This window comes from Aliikangiella marina, assembly GCF_007004765.1.
GTDB lineage: Bacteria > Pseudomonadota > Gammaproteobacteria > Enterobacterales > Kangiellaceae > Aliikangiella > Aliikangiella marina.
Genome location: NZ_VIKR01000001.1, coordinates 1,332,307 through 1,332,884 on the forward strand (window position 1 = coordinate 1,332,307; position 578 = coordinate 1,332,884).

Genomic DNA, 578 nt, shown 5'->3' on the forward strand with positions numbered 1-578 from the left:
ATATTAAACCGCTACTATAACTTGTACTTTGTTCAATCATTACTGGACGATAGCCCAATAATACTCTATCTCTCTTAAATCCCCGATTGGACAGTTCGCCCAAGAAAGACTTGAGTATTATTAATTGGCCTACACTTTATCTCATAAGGAGAACTTAAGATTAACTTTCAGCCTTTTTCTTCATAAAGCGTCGAAAAATACCATCTGCACCTGTTTTTAAAGCAATAGAGACACCTATTCCTAGGATAAAACCAGTATCATACCAAGCGCCATTATTATACACGGCATATATAGCGGTATTCTCTGAGAATAAAGAAGTAATCCAAGCAACAGGAAGTATTATGCCGTGCCACAAACCGTACCAAAAACCAACTGGTTTAAATTCCGCGATATTAGCGAGTGAAACACTCTCTGCACATCCAGAAATAAATAATAAAATAGCTAAAAAAAACAATATTCTCATTTTTGCCCCTTAGTAGTATAAAAATCACCCAGAATTTCGTGCTGTTGAGAGATATTTTGAGAGTACCAGCTCTATAATACAGCAAAAAATCTCTTATACAATAACACCTTCGCAG

Annotated in this window: 1 protein-coding gene; it reads right to left on the reverse strand. The window is 35.6% G+C overall.

Annotated features, from left to right (window positions below):
• Positions 1-160: 160 nt before the first annotated feature.
• The gene (locus tag FLL45_RS05385; RefSeq protein WP_142940950.1) at positions 161-463 is read right to left on the reverse strand and encodes a hypothetical protein; all 303 of its coding nucleotides are present in this window, start codon (positions 461-463) and stop codon (positions 161-163) included.
• Positions 464-578 lie beyond the last annotated feature (115 nt).

Bases quoted from the DNA above. Each gene is read 5' to 3' on its own strand.
- FLL45_RS05385 (WP_142940950.1), bottom strand. From the start codon at position 463: ATGAGAATATTGTTTTTTTTAGCTATTTTATTATTTATTTCTGGATGT.